The organism is Pseudomonas sp. H2_A10, from assembly GCF_054680085.1.
This window is the reverse complement of sequence record NZ_CP162821.1, coordinates 4,128,763-4,146,020: the sequence shown is the minus strand read 5'-3', so window position 1 is coordinate 4,146,020 and position 17,258 is coordinate 4,128,763. Positions and strand designations below refer to the sequence as shown.

14 protein-coding genes and 2 pseudogenes are annotated in these 17,258 nt (G+C 57.1%); 8 read left to right on the top strand and 8 right to left on the bottom strand.

Translation table 11 applies throughout. The features are described from left to right. The first annotated feature begins 3 nt into the window (after positions 1–3). The 3 genes from AB4O23_RS19540 to AB4O23_RS19530 are packed head-to-tail and all read left to right on the top strand — an operon-like array spanning position 4 to position 2,203. Positions 4–798 carry a MetQ/NlpA family ABC transporter substrate-binding protein gene (locus tag AB4O23_RS19540; protein WP_017530711.1) on the top strand — a complete coding sequence of 265 codons (795 nt, stop codon included), beginning with the start codon at positions 4–6 and terminating at the stop codon, positions 796–798. Beyond that, positions 795–1,541, top strand: coding sequence for a methionine ABC transporter ATP-binding protein (locus AB4O23_RS19535; protein ID WP_135197019.1), 747 nt, complete (start codon positions 795–797; stop codon positions 1,539–1,541). Before AB4O23_RS19540 ends, AB4O23_RS19535 begins: the two co-directional genes overlap by 4 nt. Next, positions 1,538–2,203 (top strand): methionine ABC transporter permease, encoded by a 666-nt coding sequence (locus AB4O23_RS19530; RefSeq protein ID WP_017530713.1) that lies wholly within the window; start codon positions 1,538–1,540, stop codon positions 2,201–2,203. The genes AB4O23_RS19535 and AB4O23_RS19530 overlap by 4 nt, the downstream gene beginning before the upstream one ends. On the opposite strand, the gene AB4O23_RS19525 is transcribed toward AB4O23_RS19530, so the two are convergent. Next, positions 2,183–3,616, bottom strand: a complete 1,434-nt coding sequence (locus tag AB4O23_RS19525) for an aminotransferase-like domain-containing protein (protein WP_460069296.1) — start codon at positions 3,614–3,616, stop codon at positions 2,183–2,185. The genes AB4O23_RS19530 and AB4O23_RS19525 overlap by 21 nt on opposite strands. Before the next feature lie 124 nt (positions 3,617–3,740). On the opposite strand from AB4O23_RS19525, the gene AB4O23_RS19520 reads away from it, so the two are divergent. The 3 genes from AB4O23_RS19520 to AB4O23_RS19510 all read left to right on the top strand — a co-directional run bounded on the left by AB4O23_RS19520 (position 3,741) and on the right by AB4O23_RS19510 (position 6,795). Then, on the top strand, positions 3,741–4,373 hold the full coding sequence (locus tag AB4O23_RS19520; protein WP_017530715.1) for a LysE family translocator: 633 nt from the start codon (positions 3,741–3,743) through the stop codon (positions 4,371–4,373). An 89-nt stretch (positions 4,374–4,462) separates the two neighbouring features. Continuing rightward, positions 4,463–5,521, top strand: coding sequence for a diguanylate cyclase (locus AB4O23_RS19515; RefSeq protein WP_017530716.1), 1,059 nt, complete (start codon positions 4,463–4,465; stop codon positions 5,519–5,521). A gap of 44 nt (positions 5,522–5,565) precedes the next feature. Further along, entirely contained in the window at positions 5,566–6,795 is a 1,230-nt protein-coding gene (locus AB4O23_RS19510; protein ID WP_068937869.1) for a M20/M25/M40 family metallo-hydrolase, read from the top strand. A gap of 214 nt (positions 6,796–7,009) precedes the next feature. Here the strand turns inward: AB4O23_RS19510 and AB4O23_RS19505 are convergent, their stop codons facing one another. Then, a complete protein-coding gene (locus AB4O23_RS19505) occupies positions 7,010–7,426 on the bottom strand; it encodes a hypothetical protein (RefSeq protein ID WP_078824488.1) in 417 nt (138 codons plus the stop codon). Positions 7,427–7,700: 274 nt separating this feature from the next. Between AB4O23_RS19505 and AB4O23_RS19500 the strand changes: the two are divergent. Then, positions 7,701–7,894 (top strand): annotated as a pseudogene (locus AB4O23_RS19500) (transposase); the annotation flags it as partial. Between the two features lie 443 nt (positions 7,895–8,337). Here the strand turns inward: AB4O23_RS19500 and AB4O23_RS19495 are convergent. The 4 genes from AB4O23_RS19495 to AB4O23_RS19480 all read right to left on the bottom strand — a co-directional run bounded on the left by AB4O23_RS19495 (position 8,338) and on the right by AB4O23_RS19480 (position 10,899). Next, positions 8,338–8,775, bottom strand: a complete 438-nt coding sequence (locus tag AB4O23_RS19495; RefSeq protein ID WP_206665934.1) for a hypothetical protein — start codon at positions 8,773–8,775, stop codon at positions 8,338–8,340. Between the two features lie 59 nt (positions 8,776–8,834). Further along, positions 8,835–9,614 (bottom strand): sensor histidine kinase, encoded by a 780-nt coding sequence (locus AB4O23_RS19490; protein WP_460084586.1) that lies wholly within the window; start codon positions 9,612–9,614, stop codon positions 8,835–8,837. A 14-nt stretch (positions 9,615–9,628) separates the two neighbouring features. Beyond that, entirely contained in the window at positions 9,629–10,087 is a 459-nt protein-coding gene (locus AB4O23_RS19485) for a hypothetical protein (protein ID WP_460069304.1), read from the bottom strand. A 134-nt stretch (positions 10,088–10,221) separates the two neighbouring features. Then, positions 10,222–10,899, bottom strand: a complete 678-nt coding sequence (locus AB4O23_RS19480) for a response regulator (protein ID WP_017530590.1) — start codon at positions 10,897–10,899, stop codon at positions 10,222–10,224. Positions 10,900–11,025: 126 nt separating this feature from the next. Between AB4O23_RS19480 and AB4O23_RS19475 the strand changes: the two are divergent. Next, positions 11,026–11,879, top strand: a pseudogene (locus tag AB4O23_RS19475) (IS5 family transposase). Positions 11,880–11,980: 101 nt separating this feature from the next. Here AB4O23_RS19475 and AB4O23_RS19470 read toward each other — a convergent pair. After that, positions 11,981–12,343, bottom strand: coding sequence for a hypothetical protein (locus AB4O23_RS19470; protein ID WP_078824489.1), 363 nt, complete (start codon positions 12,341–12,343; stop codon positions 11,981–11,983). A 1-nt stretch (position 12,344) separates the two neighbouring features. After that, the gene (locus tag AB4O23_RS19465; RefSeq protein ID WP_460084589.1) at positions 12,345–17,138 is read right to left on the bottom strand and encodes an RHS repeat-associated core domain-containing protein; all 4,794 of its coding nucleotides are present in this window, start codon (positions 17,136–17,138) and stop codon (positions 12,345–12,347) included. Positions 17,139–17,258 lie beyond the last annotated feature (120 nt).

The window sequence follows — 17,258 nt, the reverse complement described above, 5'->3', positions numbered from 1 at the left end:
CCGATGTTGAAAACCACCACCCTTACCCTGGCGGCATTGCTGGCCTCCTTCAGCGTGTCGGCCGCCGACGCGTTGCGCGTGGCCGCTGATCCGATTCCCCATGCGCAGATCCTCGAATACGTACAAAAGCTCGACCCGAGCCTGAAGCTGAAGATCATCGAGATCCCCAGCGGCGTGAATTCCAACGAGTTGCTCGCCCACGGTGATGTCGACGCCAATTACTTCCAGCACCTGCCGTACCTTCACTCCCAGGAACAGGCCCTCGGCCAGAAGTTCGCCGTGGCGGCCACGGTGCATATCGAGCCGTTGGGTATTTATTCGCGTCGGCACACCCGCTTCGCTCAAGTGCCGGACAAGGGCACCGTCGCCGTCCCGAATAACGTCACCAACCTCAGCCGCGCGCTGTACCTGTTGCAAGCCAACGGTTTGATCAAACTCAAACCCGGCTTCAATGACGCCGCCAAGGAACAGGCCACGCCCAAGGACATCGCCGAAAACCCCAGGCACCTGAAGATTCTGGAAATTGAATCCCCGCAAATTCCCCGGGCCTTGGACGATGTGGACCTTGCGGTGATCAACGGCAACTTCGCCCTGGAAGCCGGGCTCGAACCGGCCAAGGATGCGTTGGGCCTGGAGCAGGCCAAGGGCAACCCGTATGCGAATATCCTCGTCACAACCCCCAAGCTGGCGGATGACCCGCGTATTCGGCAGTTGGCCAAGGACTTGCGCTCACCGGAACTGGCCAAGTTCATCAGTGAGAAATACGCCGGCTCTGTGATCCCGGTGGCGGTCGAATGATCGTTGTCGAGGGCGTCAGCAAAACCTACGCAAACGGCCAGCCGGCGGCATTGGATAACGTGTCGTTGCAGATCGCCGATGGGGCGATCTTCGGCATTGTCGGGCGCAGCGGCGCGGGTAAAAGTACCTTGCTGCGCTGCTTGAACCTGCTGGAGCGACCGACGTCCGGGCGTATCCTGCTGGATGGCCAGGACCTGACCCGGCTGAACGACAAACAGCTGCGCCAGCACCGCCAGCGTATCGGCATGATCTTCCAGGGTTTCAACCTGCTGCATTCGCGCAATGTGGCGGATAACGTGGCGGTGCCGCTGGAGATCGCCAATGTGCCCAAGGCCGAGCGCGCGGCGCGGGTGTCGCAGTTGTTGGCACTGGTGGGGCTCAGCGACAAGGCCCAGGCGTTTCCCTCGCAGTTATCGGGCGGGCAGAAACAGCGCGTAGGCATCGCCCGCGCCTTGGCCGCGCGGCCCGCGTACCTGCTGTCGGATGAAGCCACCAGCGCGCTGGACCCGGAGACGACGGCGTCGATCCTTGAACTGCTGCGCGACATCAATCGGCAACTGGGCGTGACCATCGTGTTGATCACCCACGAGCTGGAGGTGGTCAAGGCGATCTGCGACAGCGCGGTGTCCCTGGCCGACGGCCGCGTAGTGGAAAGCGGCACGTTGCTGCAACTGCAGAGCGACCCGTCGTCGCGCCTGGGCCGTTCGCTGGGCCACAGCCTGCACGTGGTGAGGGCCGTATGAAGACCGATTGGAACGACATCCTGCAATTGCTGCTCAACGCCACCGGCGAAACCTTATACATGGTGCTGCTGGCCGGGCTCTTCACCTTGCTGATCGGCCTGCCCCTGGGCGTGCTGCTGTTTATCAGTCGACGCGATGGCTTATTGCCGCTGCCCCGCCTCAATCGGGCGGTGGGCGCGGTGATCAACCTGGGGCGTTCATTGCCCTTTGTGGTGCTGTTGATCGCACTGATCCCGCTGACCCGCTTGATCGTCGGCACCACCCTGGGCAGCACCGCCGCCGTGGTGCCGATCACCATCGGCGCCTTTCCGTTCTTTGCGCGAATTGTCGAAACCGCGCTGGACGAAGTGGACAAGGGCCGCATCGAAGCCATCGTGGCCATGGGCGGGGATATCCGCCATGTGATTCTCAAGGTGTTGTTGCCCGAGGCCTTGCCGGCGCTGGTCGCCGGGGTGACCTTGACCCTGGTGATGCTGATCGGTTTTTCATCCATGGCCGGGGTGATCGGCGGCGGTGGGCTGGGTGACCTGGCGATTCGCTATGGTTACCAGCGCTTCAATAACCAGATCATGGTGGTCACGGTGATCGTGCTGGTGCTGCTGGTGCAAGGCGTGCAAAGCCTGGGCGATCGTTGTGTGCATTCATTGGCCCATCGACGCTGAGCAGCCCGCGAGGCGGGTGGCCTTGAGCAGCGCTTCAAACACTTGCTGCACCCGTGGCTCATCACTATGGGCCACATTGAAACGCATCGAATCGCGATGGGCCGTGTCGTAGCCGAAGAGCGCACCCGGCGCCAGGACCATGCCGCGTTTCAACGCCTCCTGGGCCAGCCACTCGCCGTCCACCCCCGGCGGCAGGCGCGCCCAGATAAACATCCCGCCTTCGTAGGCCATCGGCAGTTCGCAGCCACAGCGCCTGAGCCATTGTTCGACGCGCCCGCCAGCCTCCATCAAACGCTGGACCATGCGCTTGCGATGCCTGGCGTAGCTGCCTTCGCTGAGCATGCGATACACAATGTGCTCGAACAGCTCCGAGGTCACGCCGCCGCTCATCAACTTCATGTTGGTGAGGTTGGCCGCCAACTGTGGCGCGGCCACCACGTAGCTGACGCGGGTGTTGGCGCTGAGGATCTTGGAGAAACCCGACAGGTAGGTGACGTGGTCCAGGCCGGCGATGGCGGCCAGGCGTGGCGGTGGGTTGGGGTGCAGGTCGCCGTAGAGGTCATCCTCGACGATATGGCAGTGGTACTGCTGGGTCAGTTGCAACAGGCGAAACGCCTGGCTGGGGCTGAAGGAATGGCCCGTGGGGTTTTGCAGCACGCTGGTGGTCAGGTACAGGCCGGGGCGGTGCTCGGCCAGCAGGTGTTCAAGCGCGGCGAAGTCCAAGCCGTCGGGACGGCGCTGAATGCTCACCACCTTGACGCCATGCAAGGCCAGGTTGGCGTGGAAGTTGAAATAGCACGGCGCGTCCAGCAGTACCGTGTCGCCGGGCCTTACGAGCAGACGCATCAGCATGTCCAGGCCCTGCACGGTGTTGGGGGTGGTGATGACCTGTTCCACCGGCACCGACAAGCCTTCGCCATGCAGCTTCTGTTGCAGGGCCTGGCGCAATGGCAGGAAGCCCGCCGGCGTGCCCAGCCCGGCGATGCGCAGCGACGGCGCGCGCACCACGCTGCGCATCGCCTGGCGCAGGGGCTCGGCGTCCAGCCATGCTTCCGGCAGATGGCCGCCGCCGGGGCGCAGGTCGCCATCGGCGGTGGCCAATGGGCGGCGCAATACGCTGAGCAGGTCCTGGGGCAGCAGCTCGACCCACGCCACCGACGCCGGACGTGGGCTGTCCATCGTCACAAAGTGACCACGGCCCTGGCTTGAGGTGAGCAGGTTGCGCCCGCGCAGGCGGTCCAGCGCTTCGTTGAGGGTGAACTTGCTGACGCCCAGGGTCTGGGCCAGTTCACGCACCGAGGGCAACTTGCTGCCGGGTGCCCATTCGCCGTGCTCGATGGCCTGGCTGAACGCTTCGACGATCTGCTGCACCTTCGGCGTGCCTTCCACGAAGGCAATAGCGGATACAAACATAAATCTTCCTTGTGTTTGCCGGTGATTTTACCGGTGAAGTATGGCCGGATTAGGCATTACTTTACCTGCCTTGCGCAATGCTGCTTGCCTAGACTGCACGCTCCGTTTCCCTAGGTCACAGGCCATGACAAGTGCGTTAACGCTGTCTTCGTTTCTCTATTTCCTGCTGTTTTGCGCCACCATGACCTTCAGCCCCGGCCCCATGACCCTGTTGCTGCTGAGCCTGGGTTTGAAGGACGGCCTGCGCAGGTCGATCCCGGCGCAGATCGGCGCCAGTGTGTCGTACCTGATTTCAATCCTGATCTTTGCCGTGGGCTTCTCGGAATTGATCAAGGGTAACGTCGCCATCGCCCAGGGCATCCAGTTCGTCGGCGTGGCCTACATTCTGTACCTGGCCTACAAACAGTGGACCAGCAGCGGTGTGTCGATCGACCAGGGCGCTGCCGCACAGGGTTCGCGCAGCCTGTTCGGCAAGGGCTTGTTGACCGGGTTTTCCAACCCCAAGGCCCTCATCATGTTCAGTGCCGTGTTCCCGCAGTTCGCCGGGGCAGGGGAGCAGAGTTCGGCGGCCGACATCGCCATCCTCGGGGCGACCTTTCTGCTGCTGCAATTCGCCAGTGGGTGCCTGTATTGCTATTTCGGCCAGCGCATCAAGCATGTGCTGGAAACCCCCAGGCGCCGGGTGCTGTTGCAGCGGATCGCGGCCGTGTTGCTGTTGGGGGTGGCGTTGATGCTGGCGCGCGGGTTTTCCCACTGAGTGTTTTGGACGAAGGGCGCACGAGCGATGGTGGCGATATGCCCGTATGCTGATAGACTCCGAGTATTCTTCCTGGATGACACCCCACCATGCCAGCCAACGGAGGAAAAGGACTTCCGCTCGCTTTGCGCCTCTACAAATCCCGCTCCCTGGGGCTGACGCTCGGTTTTGTGTGCGTAGTATTTGGCATGTACCCGCTCAATCCTCCCATGTGGGTCTGGGCGTGGATGGTGATCAACGCCTTTGCCTGGCCTCATCTGGCCTTCCAGCTGTCTTTGCGCACCACCCAGGCACTGCGCAGTGAGCGCCGCAACCTGTTGTTCGATTCGTTTTGCGGCGGGTTCTGGGTGGGCGCGATGCATTTCAACCCGCTGCCGAGTGTCACCACCTTGTCGATGATGACCATGAACAATGTCGCCATCGGTGGGCCGCGCTTCATGTTCGCCGGCTTAATGGCGCAGACCCTGGGCATCGGCACGGCGCTGCTGATCTTCGCTCCGGCGTTCATGGCCTTGACCACACAGGCGCAGTTGTATGCCTGCTTGCCGATTCTAATGCTGTACCCGTTGGCGCTCGGCTGGATCTGCTATCGCCAGGCCGTGACCCTGGCGCGCCATAAACGCGAATTGCTGGCCCTGAGCCGCACCGACAGTTTGTCTGGCCTGCTCAACCATGGCGCGTGGAAAGATCACCTGGAAATTGAATTCCAACGCTGCCGTCGCGATCATCAGGGCGCGACGATTGCGCTGATCGACATCGACCATTTCAAGCTGATCAACGACACCTACGGCCACGTCACCGGCGACATCGTGCTGCGTCAACTGGGCAAAATATTGCGCCAGAACCTGCGCGTCACGGACCTGGCCGGGCGCTACGGCGGCGATGAGTTTTGTGTGATCCTGCCGGGCATGCCGCTCAACCACGCCACCGACGTGATGGAGGCGTTGCGCGATCGCTTCAACGCGTTGGCCTATGCCCAGGACCCGGCCTTGCGCGCCAGTTTGAGCATCGGCCTGGCGCCGTATCAACCCGGGCACGCCGATTCCACCGGTTGGCTCAACGACGCCGACCTGGCCTTGTATGAAGCCAAAAGCAGCGGGCGCAACCGCGTCAGCGCGGTCCAGGGGGCTTGGTTGCGGTCTGTCTAGTGGGGTAGGGTGTGGCGGCCCCTACACCAAACAAGGATCGGTTTATGCGCTTCATCTTCCCGCGTACCCTTCTGGCCGCCACCCTGGCCTTGCCCTTCGCACTCCCGGCCTACAGCGCCGAACCCCACAAGCAGATCCAGGCGCACGCCGAGCAGTACAAGGCCGAGGCGTTGAAACTGCTGGAGCGTCTGGTCAATATCGATTCGGGCTCCGGCTACGGGCCGGGCCTGACCCAGGTCAGCGACATCGCCGTAGATGAGTTGAAGCAGTTGGGCTTCAGTATCGAACGCGTGCCGGACGCCGCCGCCAACAGCAACCATGTAATCGCCACCCTCAAGGGCACCGGCAAGGCCAGAATCCTGTTGATGGCGCACATGGACACGGTATTCAAGGAAGGCTCCGCCGCCGAGCGCCCGTTCCATATCAAGGACGGCCGCGCCTACGGCCCGGGCGTGATGGATGACAAGGGCGGCATCGTTGCCGGCATCTATGCGCTCAAAGTCCTGAAAAGCCAGGGTTTCACAGACTACGCACAGATCACCTTCCTGCTCGACGCCAGCGAAGAAACCGGCTCCGACATCGCCTCCGAACTGATCCGCAACACCGCCAAGGCTCACGACGTGACCCTGAACCTCGAACCCGGCCGCCCGGCCGACGGCCTGGTGGTGTGGCGCAAAGGCAGCGCCACCGCAGTGGTTGAAGTCAAAGGCAAAGCCGCCCACGCCGGTGTCGCCCCGGCACTGGGGCGCAACGCCGCCATGGAAGCCGCGCACCAGATCCTGCAATTGGGCAAGTTGGGCGATGAAGAGAAGAAAACCACCATCAACTTCACCGTGATCAAGGCCGGCGACCGCACCAACGTGATTCCTGACCAAGCCACGGCCAAGGCGGATGTGCGCGCGGCATTGCCGGAAGAGTTTGATCGCATCGAAAAAGACCTGGTGCGCGTGTCAGCGAACAAACTGATCCCGGACACCGAAGTGACCACCAGCCTCAAGCGCGGCCTGCCACCGATGCCGCAAACGCCCGAGTCGGACAAATTGGTTGCGATTGCCCAAGGGATTTATGGGGAATTGGGCAAGACATTGACCATTGAAGGCAGCGGCGGCGCGGCGGATGCGAGCCTGTCGGCCGGGGTAGGGACGCCGACGTTGGATGGGTTTGGGATTGTGGGCGGCAATATTCATACGCCCGAAGAGTATGCGGAGGTGGAGAGCGTGGTGCCGCGGGTTTACCTGCTTAGCCGGATGATTATGGAGCTTTCGACGCGGTGATTCGAAATCAGGCCGGGCTCACGCTGATGAGTGAGCCTTTGTGGTGAGCAGGCCCTGTGGTGAGCAGGCTTGCCCTGCGCTGGGCTGCGAAGCAGCCCCAAACCTGACATCGCTGATTGAACCGATACACCGTATCGCCCTGACGGGGGGCCGCTTCGCGGCCCAGCGCGAGCAAGCTCGCTCACTACAGGGGATTGTGGGTGTAGGAGTGTTGCTACCACGTTGCTGGATCTTCGAGGCTGGCTTTTTGGAAATCTTCTTTCCAGCCCGCCTGCGTCAGTCTGTAAATTTCTTCGAAAAAGCCTCTTGGATTATCCATATCACCCCATCCCCAAGGCAGAGTGCAGTAATAGCCGGGAGCTTGGACTAGTACTTGGGAGAAGTCATAATTCTCGTCATTAAGCGCGGCGTCCAGAATATCGAATAGAGATTTTCGATGCCGATAATTTAAGTCTGCGCTTTTATCAATTATATATTTCTTGATTAACTGCTCTCTGTCGGCATCATTGTTGATGTCGTAGCCTGCAAACTCCTCACCCAAAGTTTCTTCACGGTCATAGATATCGAACGGGCCGAGAAAATACCGAAGCTTGGGTTCGTAGGGTACGTCTAGGAATGGGTGCTTTAGCATTGGTCGTTGCTCACTGGAAATACGGTATAGAGTTTTTTAGTTTCTCGATCAAATTTCGCGATTGCGGCGTCCATGTTCTCATCGAGTATGGGATTGTTCAGGTCCTTCGGGTTGGGTATATAGCCTAATCCACAGCCTTGCTTTACTACTCTGACTATGGGGTTGCCATAGTAATCCTCTCCGGTGAAAGGGGGCAGGTTGCGGGAGGTTCTAGGGTTTGTCTGAAAAGTCGCTTTGGCTAAGATGACGTGCTCTGGTTGCTGGGAGGGCCGTTATGGCAGGCCGATATGAAATCTCATCTGCACGTTGGGCGATGATCGAATCCATCGTTCCCCTCCTCAACGCATGGGACGCCCAAGGCGCGATGACCGTCAGATGCTTAACGGTATCTTCTGGATATTGTGCTCGGGCGCCAAATGGCGGGATCTTCCAGAGCGCTTTGGGCCTTGGAAGACTGTTTGTGACCGCTGATGACGGATTGCCCCTGTTGCGGACGGGACGCTTACCCGGTCAGCTCGCGAATTACCCAGAGCCAATGATCGTTTACGTCACAACAGCCCGGGTCAGCTAAATATCAGCAACTGGATCAATCTCGCTCCAGCGCCAACAATGGTCTTTCAGCATGGCCACGCCTACCGACACTTGGCCAATCGGTCACCATTATTCAGAGCATATTGCGATCAAGCTTTACGGCTCCGTCCGATACCCTGATGCATTCAAACACCCAACCATAGAATGCTACCTACATTTAGGCCCACTACTCCTAAGCGACAAGTCGGCTCCTCGCTGCATCGACTCTATGCAGGCGACTGGCAAACGGCTCATTGCATATGTCGCCGTTGACCTATAAAAGCAGATTGAACAATTATGCGGGATTTTTCCAATAGTACTTGGAGTACTCACGGCATGAACTAGAGTTCGTTAGCGCAATTTATATCGCCGTCAGCCCAGCGCTTGATATCACTTATCTTCGGCGATCTAGCACCGACACTCAAGATGTTCTTTGTTGTGTACAACCTGACCTGTGCTTTGTTCGCATCATGTCTTTCTATTTCAATTAGGGCGTTGTTAATCAACAGTCCTTCCGAAAGGAGCTTTTGATTGATCTCACCTTCACTGCGCTCATCGCTAAACTCGCTTAATACGATGACCGGCTTTCCTGTATATGTCTCATGTTCCAGGCATTGTCTTGCCATTAGTCTTAAGTTTCGATAAGTATCGGAGGGCGTCTTCTCGCTAGTGAAGCTGCCGTCATAAGATGAATGACTACTTTTTAATTCGCTGACGGTTATAGCGCACCCGCTGATTGAGATAGAAAAGAATAGTATAGGCAAGGATAAATATTTCAATTTCAACTCCATTGTTCTGGTATGGGCCCTCCGCCGGGCAGGCATCAAATCATGCTTTTTCAGTCGGAATTGTGTTTTGGAAAATCAACAGTCGCCAGGAGTCCACCCTCTGCAGATGTACTTAGCCATACGTTGCTGTTGTGCTGCAGTGCAACCGCTTTGACTATTGCGAGCCCCAGTCCGCTGCCGCTTTGCATTTGATTGGGCTCGCGAAAAAACCTATCGAAGACTCGCGCCCTTAATTCAAATGGAATGCCAGGGCCTGCATCTGAGACACGTAGCTGAGTAGATTTATCAAGTGATCGCACATCTACCTCAACGCGTCCGCCCTCAGGGCTGTACTTCACGGCATTTTCAATTAAGTTATCAATCAGCGACATAAGGCGTTCCCTGATGCCATTGATACAGCTTTCACCATCAGAGTAGAATTCAAGTTCAATCCTACGCTCAGCCGCTAGGGGGGCCAGCGCAGCCATTTGCTCTTGTATGAGGGTCGTCAGCGGCACAGCCTCCATAACAGTGTCGATGCTTGCTTCGCTATGCATCAGCAGCAATAACTGATTGACGAGACGCGCAGCACGGCTATTGCTGCGAATAATCCCTGCAAGCAGCTCCTGTTGATTAGTGCTGCTTACATAGGACTGCAAAGCCTCAACATTGATTCGCATTGCAGCCAGGGGAGTACGCAGCTCATGAGCGGCATCTGCAATGAAAACCCGTTCCCTCTCAGAACTTGCTCGCACTCTGGCAAGAAATAGATTAGTCGCGTCCACCATTTGGCGAAGCTCTATCTGCTTTGGTCCTTCTTTTAAGGGGGAGAGATCTTCTAAAGTTCGCAAAGAAATACCATTTATCACCTTGCTCCAAGGGCGCATTGCAATACGGACTGATAGCCATGCGGGAAAAAAAGAAAAGGAATGCACACCAGCAGCGGCAATATGTAGTATCCACGAGAGTTCAGGTATATGAAGAAGTTCCAGCCTCCGGCAGGGGTAATAAGTGTTACCTCCGCGTCGGAGTTCCCTGATTTGAGAGTACGGCTATTCCAGCTGCGCCCCTCACTCTGAATGCTCTGAATTTCTCCATACCTGCTATTTGTTACTCCTGTCGGAGCACCATCAGATGAATAAATTATCTTTCTATTCTTACGAACAATGAGGCTGATTGACAGTTTGGGATCTTCACCTCCGCCATAACCTTCCTGCAATGCTTCGCTGAACTTTTCCAGCACGGTAGTGAGGTCCTGCGGGCGATCATCCATGCGCTTAACTAATGTAAGAATGGTTTCGTAAGTATTGCTACCCGTGAGCATAGAGGGGCTTCGCAAGTTCTCCCACAAAATGTAGGTCAGAAAAAGACACCAAAGCAGTGTAAGTAGTAGCATCTGGGCGAGTATAATTCGTCTTACAAGCGTTGGAGTTTTCAAGTTGAGCCAAAAATTTCGCATCAACCAATCCCTTTCTGAATTGTAGCGGTATCAATGACATACCCCACACCCCGCACCGTTCGCACATAGCCTTCGCCGATTTTGCGACGCAAATTTCCCATATGCACATCCAGCGGATTACTCATATTTTCTTTCGCGCCGAATAGCCTTTCCTCCAGAAAACGTCGTGTAAGCACGCGGTCAGCGCGCATCATTAAAATTTCAAGCAGGGCGTATTCACTTGCCGTTAAATCAACATTACGTCCACTAACTGTCACGCGACGAGTCGGCATATGAAGAAATAATCCTCGAATTTCTATCACCTCATTTTGAAAACCGTAACTGCGTCGGGCCAGTGCTCTCACCCTAGCCAACAACTCGGCGAGAACAAATGGTTTTACCAGATAGTCGTCTGCACCCGCATCGAGCCCACACAGGCGATCTTGCAGAGTGCCTCTTGCAGTCAGGATGATGACGGGGATCCCCCTGAACTGCTGACGTAAGCATGCTACCAGGCTCATGCCGTCACCGTCGGGCAGTCCGAGGTCGAGTAGCACAAGTTCTGGCACGCAGACATCGAGCTGATGCAACGCATCTACTTTTCGGCGAACCCATATGACATCTAACCCTTGATCTGCAAGTGCGATACGAACGCCATTGCCGAGATCCAGGTCGTCTTCGATTAGGAGAATTTTCACAATAGTTACGTTATCAAAAGTGAATGAAGAACGTCTGAAGAAAAAATATATTAGGAAATCTATTATGATTTGTCTGAAAAGTCTCTTTGGCTAAAATGATGCCCTCTGATTGCCAAGAGGGCCGTCATGACAGGCCGCTATGAAATTTCATCTGAGCGTTGGGCGATGATCGAAGCCATCGTTTCTCCTCCTCAACACATGGGGCGGCCAAGGCGCGATGACCGCCAGATGCTTAACGGAATCTTCTGGATTTTGTGCTCTGGTGCCAAATGGCGAGATCTTCCAGAGCGCTTTGGGCCTTGGAAGACCGTTTACCAGCGTTTCCGACAATGGCGTGACAACGGCACTTTTGAGCAGGTTCTGCGCCATTTACACCTTCGTTTGTGCGAAGATGGCTTTATCGATCTGAATACCTAGATGGTCGATTCGACATCGATTCGAGCTACCCGAGCGGCCAGCGGTGCTGGAAAAAAAGGGGCCCGCAAGAACCGCAACACCACTGCCTAGGCCGTAGCCGAGGCGGATTGACCACCAAAATACATCTCGCCTGCGACAGCCATGGCTTCCCCCTGGCTGTCATGTTGTCGCCCGGTCAAGAAGCCGACTCGCGCTATTTCATGCCGCTACTGGAACAGATCAGCCTGCCAGGCAGCAAGGGTCGTCCGCGTAAGCGTTGCCGATGTGTACTGGCGGACAAGGGCTATGACAGCCAGATACTGCGTCAGTACTGTGACCGCTACGGCATGCAGCCGATCATTCCCTTGCGCAAGATGCATCGCAAGCCTCGACCAGACCTGCCTCGACTGTTCGACAGGCCACAATATAAAAAGCGCAACGTGATCGAACGGCTGTTCAGTTGGCTCAAAGAAAAACGTCGGCTCTGTACGCGATACGAAAAACTGGCGAGCAGCTTCAAAGCCATGGTTACACTGGCCTGTATCGAGAAATGCTTGCGGGCTGACTTTTCAGACAAACCCTAGTTGTGGCCTCGTTCAATACGGCGAGTTGCGCTCTATGGGATTTGAATTTTGTGCTGAGCTGCATAGGTTTTCCTATGTTATTTATTGAATGCTGTGGTGTTTTATTTTTGGGCTTCACTCGCCTCAATTTCGTAAAGCTTAAGACAATCTAAAAGCACTTTCATGAAGCGTCTTTTGTCAATGATTTCGTCGTCAAAGTAAGTGTCGAAAAGATAGAAGACAGATTCAAAATCTTCATCGGTTTCTAGAAAATGATGGATAGTGTCGATATGCCACTGGCGCTCATCGTGCCCGTATGAGGTGAATTCTGGCTTAGTAAGTTTGTTAAATAACTCGACGAGTTCTTTGTCATTGTTTACATTTTTGGATGCGATGAAAATCTCTCTTTCGGGGTCGTCAAGATTTTCAATGCTATAGGTGAATAATAGGCTGCGGAGGATTGAAAGTTTAGGTTGGTATTTCATGTCAAAATTCCGTATAGGCGGTAATCGGGTTTCCGTCTGTATCTAGTATTACTATGGCTTTTCTTTGTTTTCCATATTCCAGCGTGTCTTTTTTATAGCCTTCTCCGATTATTTTTCCCATATCCATCGGTTCGCGAGATGTTTCAAGGTTGATGCGTCGAAATATAAGCTTGGCACGATAGATGGCGTTTAGCTGGTCCCTGTGGCTTAGATATCGAGTGGCCGCACTAGGTATCTTTAGCTGCCCAGCTCTACGCCCTCCAACGTATCTTTCAATTTCTCCAGTGGTTGGATTCTTGGCTGTCTGCACCCTCTCAAGTTGGGATTGACGAGTTGTCTGTGCCCCGTGTTTTTCCAAAAAGTGTGCTCTTGGGATTACCTGTTCAATCTCTTCCAAGCGTCTGTAAGCGTTTGCCTCTGCAAGCTCATCAATCCTTGTCTGTCGCTCCGCACGTGTCAGTTGCGGTAAAGCGGGTTCTCCATGATCAACGCTTGGCGTTGTGGGGGGAGCGGTTTTTCCGGGTTTGCATCCATCCCCACCTGGACAGGAATTTAACCCTAGCGGATCTACCCATCCGGTAGGATTGGGCACGTATTGATACGTGTTGATCCCACCCGCCAGCTTCACCGGGTCCGGCGTCAGGTAACGACCAATGTCTGGATTGTAGTAGCGATGGCGGTTGTAGTGCAGCCCGCTTTCCGGGTCGAAGTATTGGCCTTGGAAGCGCAGCGGGTTGTCGACTTTTCCGACGTCGAGTCGGCTGATTTGGCCGTAGGCGCGGTAATGGGCGGACCAGACGATTTCTCCGTCTGGAGTGGTGAGTTCCTGGGGCGTGCCGAGGTGGTCGAGTTGGTAGTGGTAGGGCTGGGTTTCGTCTGGGCCGAAGCCTTCCAGCAGCGCCAGCGGCCGAAAGCTGTCCGGTTCATAGATAAAACTGCGATGGCGATCCGCATGGTGTTCGGCGATGAGTTTGTCGCCTTGCCAGAAAAACTCTGTGGTGATGTCATTGACGGTTTTGCTGATGCGTCGCCCGAATGGGTCGTAGCGATAGCTCGCGGTCTGGCCGTTGGGTTGTGTAATACCGATCAAGCGATGCTGGCAGTCGTAGCGGTACTCGGTAACGAGTTGATGGCCCTTGCCACGCCGTTCACGGATCAGGTTGCCGAAGGCGTCATAGTCGTAATGCCGGTCGCCCTGGATCATCAGGCGGTTGCCCGCCACGATGTCCGGGCCGGGACGGTCGTGCATCAGCAGGTTGCCGGCCGGGTTGTGGCCGAAACGTTCCTGCAGGTCCTGCGAGTGGTCGGCGCGGGTGAGGCGGCCTAGTGGGTCGTAGCGGTAGTGGTGTTCGCCTTTGCGGGTGTCGTTGAGGCGGGTGAGGTTGCCGGATTTGTCGTAGTCGTAGTGGCGTTGGTAGAAGTAATTTTCCTGCTGGGTGACGGTGTGGGCGTGCAGGCGGTGCTGGTCGTCGTAGTGGTAGTGGCTGAGCAGTTGGCCTTGTTGGCGTTGGTGTTCCTGGCCGGCTTTGAAGAGGTGCGAGGTGAGCAGTGCGCCGTTGAGTTCAACGGTGGCGAGGTGGCCGCCCTTGGCGTGGCTGAACACCAGTCGGTTGTTGTCTGGCAGGCGCAGGTGTTGCAGTTGACCGCAGGCGTCGTAGCCGTAACGCAAGGTGCCCCAGCCTTGATGTTCGACGGTGAGGCGGTTTTGTGGATCGTATTCGTAGGCCAGCGCCCAGTGGCCGTCGTCGACGCTGAGGAGGTTGCCTTGGCGGTCGTAGGCGTAATCGACTCTGTTGCCGTCGGGGAGGGTTTTTCTTACAAGGCGTCCGGCATGGTCGCGCTCGTAACGGGTAATGAGCTGACTGCCGTTATCACCGTGTTCGGTTTTTTCCTGCAGGTTGCCGTTGAGGTCGTAGGTATATGACGTGCGCTGGCCGTCAAAGCCGATTTCCTGCTGGATCAGGCCGTTGGGGTGGTAGTTGAGCCGGTAGGTTTCGCCGACTTCGTTTTCGATTTCGGTGAGCAACAGCCGAGCGTTGTCGTAGCGGTAGTTGACCTGGCTGCCATCGGCGTTGAGGCGGCGGCTGATCAGGTGTAGGCCGTCGGCGTATTCGTAGCGGGTGACGTGGCCGAGTTCGTCGCGTTCGGCGGTGATTTTTCCGTAGGGGTTGTAGCTGTATTCTCGCGTGGCACCGCCTGGCAACACGATGCGAATCAATCGGCCGACGCTGTCCCATTGGTATTGGGTCAGCGCGCCTTGTTCATCCTCGCGGGCAATCTGGCGGCCCAGATCATCGTAGCGATAGCGCTTGGTGTCGCCATTGGGCAGTTGCTCTTCAATGAGCTGACCGCGTTCGTTCCACACCAGCCGATGACAACTGTGGTCGGGATACCAAACCCCCGTCAGTTGCCCGTATTTGTTGTAGCTGTAGTCCGTCACCTCACCATCGGGATCGGTCCTACGCGTCACGTCGCCCTGATCGTTACGCTCGTACTTCCAAACCGCCTCACCACGCCGCACCACCCGTACGAAGCCGTTGTCATGCTCGTAGGACGTCGGCGCGTCATCCCCCGGAAACACCGCCACCAAGCGTCCGGCATCGTCGTACTGATACGCCGTCACCGCCCCGAGCGGATCCTGCTCGACCGTCAGCCGGCCTTTGGCGTCGTAGGATTTGAAGTGCTGAGCGCCGTCCGGATCAATGCGCTGCACCAGCCGTGCGCGGTCATCGTGGACATACACTTCCTGACTGCCATCGGCGTTATGCACGACCACGCGGCCGTTGTCCTCCCAGACATACCGCGTATCCATCTGCGAAAAACTGGCCCAGTGCCGGACACACCGCGCCGCCTTGCCAGAGCGTTCCCATTCCCAGAAGAAACTCGCCCCGCCGGCCAAGCCCCGCTCCAGAATGACGTGCTGCTCGTCGTACCGATAAACCTCGCTTTCGCCGACGGCGTTGGTCGCCGAAAGCAGTCGTCCCGCGTCGTCATAGGCGTAGGAAACAACGTTCTGTTCCGTGATCCATTCGTAAGGCTCGTACCCCTTGGCCCGCTGAACCTGGTAATCCACCGCCACCATGCGGCCCAGTTCATAGCGCAAACACAACGAGCGCCCGACGCCGTTATCCAGCCGTGCAATACGCCCCACCACATCCCGCGAAATCCGCAGGCGGTTGTCATACGCATCGCTGATCGAGACCAGCACCCCGTCACGAAAGTGATAAAACCGCGAGGCCTGGGCCAGCACTAACTCATCCGGCGAAGATCCCAAATAAATCGCCGCTTCAGCCAGGCTGTTGGTGATCGCCGGTCGCGCAACAGTCGGCAGTGGAAACGAAACAGTGCGGTTTTCATGGTCGGTCCACACCACCGAATCGCCCGAAACAGAAAGCCGCTGCGCCAGCGAATGACTCCAGCCAAACCCCAGCCCAACATCCACTTCCACCGCGCTGGTGCGGTACAAACGGGTCCACTCAAACGGCAATATCCCGTCTAAAACACCATCGGTGAGGGTGAGCAATTCCTCCCCAGTGACCATCGACACCGGGCAGCCATTGGTCGCTGTTTTGTCCGCCGAAGTCGCCGCGTCACCCTTGGGATTCGTAGCCACGACCGGCACATCATCGACATGCTCCTGCCGAACCAATACCGTCTGCTGGGACTTGTTACGAACCAACGGAACAGGGTTCGAAACCACCTGATCCCCAGCCTTCAACGGCGCAACCGGAATCGTCTTGATCGGCGTTGGCGCGCTGCCCAGCAGCAATGGCCTGGCCACTGCGACATGCGGTTCCAGACCCGGCCCTACCATCTGCTTGGCCAGCAGTTCCAATAACTCGCGCGCCCGGGCGGACTTGATCGAGCCCAGCACCTGAGCCCCCAGCCGAACTGCGATGCCCATCGCACCCATTACACGCATCAACAGCAGATTGATCAGCACCTCGCCGGTGATCTCACCCCACAGTTCATTCATCTGCGGCGGCGGCAACATGCGCGTCCAACTGACTATCGCCGACAGGTAGATAAACAGCAGCGGCTCGTCGCTGAGCACCAGTAAGCCGTTGGCAATCTTTTCGTTGCCCAGTTTCAGCAGCGCATCAAGTTCGGCGTGGGAGAGGTAGGCCAACAACTTCTCGCTGTTGGCCTTGAGGTCCGCCAGCAGCTCATACAACTGCGTGACGTTGTCCCACAGGTTGAAGAGGGCTTTTCCGAGACCGCTGATAAACGCCGCTTCCAGCATGCGCCGCCGATCAAGTGGCTTGGCCTCGGCATAGTCTTGCCACTGGGCCTGGAAGGTAGTGGTCCACGCTTCACGCAGACGGATGTCCAACCCCGCGATCACCGACTGATAAGACGCATACAGCGCCTTGACGTGATCCTTGGAAACGTTGGGATAGAAGTTGATGCGGTATTGCTGGTTGCGATCACACTCGGTGACTTCGAGGATGCCGCTGGGGCCAATGGTCTTGTGGATCGGCTCGCCCAGCGGGCCACCGTTTGGGTCGATGCGTTGCAGTACCACCGGCGTATTGCCGATGGGCACAAACTGCGTGCTTTGAAACAGGTGCACCAGGGTCAAGGTGCCGTTGACCGGGCACGTGGCGACGGTGCTGTTGGGAATAATCGAACGATTGATGGGGGCGGCCAATGCCACCTGATCGCCCACCTTGAATACCTGCTCGACGTCCAGTGTCGAGAAGCTCCAAAAGCGCTCGGCCCAGTCGTCAAACGTATTCAGGCATTCACGAAAATCACGCAAGACGCCGTCGATATCGACTGTCTTGACGTCCATTGGGGTCAGGGCCAACCGGCCTATGGCCGGGTTCAAAACACGGCCCCATCAAGCTGGTCCATCACAAAACAAACCATCTGCACTCCCTCGCGCTGTGTATTCAGGCGAGGGACTTTGCAG

What these genes read in the sequence shown, in the direction of transcription:
- AB4O23_RS19485 (WP_460069304.1), bottom strand. Translation starts at nt 10,087, where the DNA reads ATGCTCACGGGTAGCAATACTTACGAAACCATTCTTACATTAGTTAAG.
- AB4O23_RS19535 (WP_135197019.1), top strand. Translation starts at nt 795, where the DNA reads ATGATCGTTGTCGAGGGCGTCAGCAAAACCTACGCAAACGGCCAGCCG.
- AB4O23_RS19465 (WP_460084589.1), bottom strand. Translation starts at nt 17,138, where the DNA reads ATGGACGTCAAGACAGTCGATATCGACGGCGTCTTGCGTGATTTTCGT.
- AB4O23_RS19540 (WP_017530711.1), top strand. Translation starts at nt 4, where the DNA reads ATGTTGAAAACCACCACCCTTACCCTGGCGGCATTGCTGGCCTCCTTC.
- AB4O23_RS19505 (WP_078824488.1), bottom strand. Translation starts at nt 7,426, where the DNA reads ATGCTAAAGCACCCATTCCTAGACGTACCCTACGAACCCAAGCTTCGG.
- AB4O23_RS19525 (WP_460069296.1), bottom strand. Translation starts at nt 3,616, where the DNA reads ATGTTTGTATCCGCTATTGCCTTCGTGGAAGGCACGCCGAAGGTGCAG.
- AB4O23_RS19530 (WP_017530713.1), top strand. Translation starts at nt 1,538, where the DNA reads ATGAAGACCGATTGGAACGACATCCTGCAATTGCTGCTCAACGCCACC.
- AB4O23_RS19515 (WP_017530716.1), top strand. Translation starts at nt 4,463, where the DNA reads ATGCCAGCCAACGGAGGAAAAGGACTTCCGCTCGCTTTGCGCCTCTAC.
- AB4O23_RS19510 (WP_068937869.1), top strand. Translation starts at nt 5,566, where the DNA reads ATGCGCTTCATCTTCCCGCGTACCCTTCTGGCCGCCACCCTGGCCTTG.
- AB4O23_RS19470 (WP_078824489.1), bottom strand. Translation starts at nt 12,343, where the DNA reads ATGAAATACCAACCTAAACTTTCAATCCTCCGCAGCCTATTATTCACC.
- AB4O23_RS19520 (WP_017530715.1), top strand. Translation starts at nt 3,741, where the DNA reads ATGACAAGTGCGTTAACGCTGTCTTCGTTTCTCTATTTCCTGCTGTTT.